This window comes from Candidatus Symbiopectobacterium sp. NZEC135, assembly GCF_025962695.1.
Genome location: NZ_JAGFPF010001465.1, coordinates 1 through 535 on the forward strand (window position 1 = coordinate 1; position 535 = coordinate 535).

1 pseudogene is annotated in these 535 nt (G+C 58.3%); it reads right to left on the reverse strand.

The window, feature by feature from the left end:
* Nucleotides 1-535: pseudogene (locus J5224_RS34850) on the reverse strand (cellulose biosynthesis protein BcsC); the annotation flags it as partial.

Consider the following 535-nt stretch of genomic DNA (forward strand, 5'->3'; position numbering starts at 1 on the left):
TTGTTCCGCCAGACTATCGGCTTGCTGGGTGGTGATATCGCGCTTGAGTGCGGTCAACGTCTCTTGCAGCGGTTGACGTTGGGCCGCAGGGAGATTGTTGATATAAGCGAGCGCCGCCTGTGGCGATTGGCGGCCATAGAGGGCGGCCATGCCGCGAATCGCACCGCTGTTAGTGGGTTCCCGCTGTAATGCCTGCTGATAAAAACGCTTGGCGGCGGCGTCATCCTGTCGTGCGCCAGCTACGTCACCGAGCCCGACAAGGGCGTAGGCATCATTGCTGTCCACCTGTTGGGCCTGCTGATAGTGCTGTTGCGCCTGCGCCAGATTATTGGCTTTCAGTGCGCGATCGCCAGCATCAATTTCCAGCCAGTAGCGGGTGCTTTTAATGAGCGCATCCCATTTGTCGCTGTTTTCATTATTGATGTCGGCCGTTTTCGCTTGCTGGAACAGTGCCAAGGCTTTGGGGCGATCGCCGCTGCGCATATACGCCATGCCCAGTGCACCAATCAGGTTGGGATCGTCGGGGGTTTCGGTC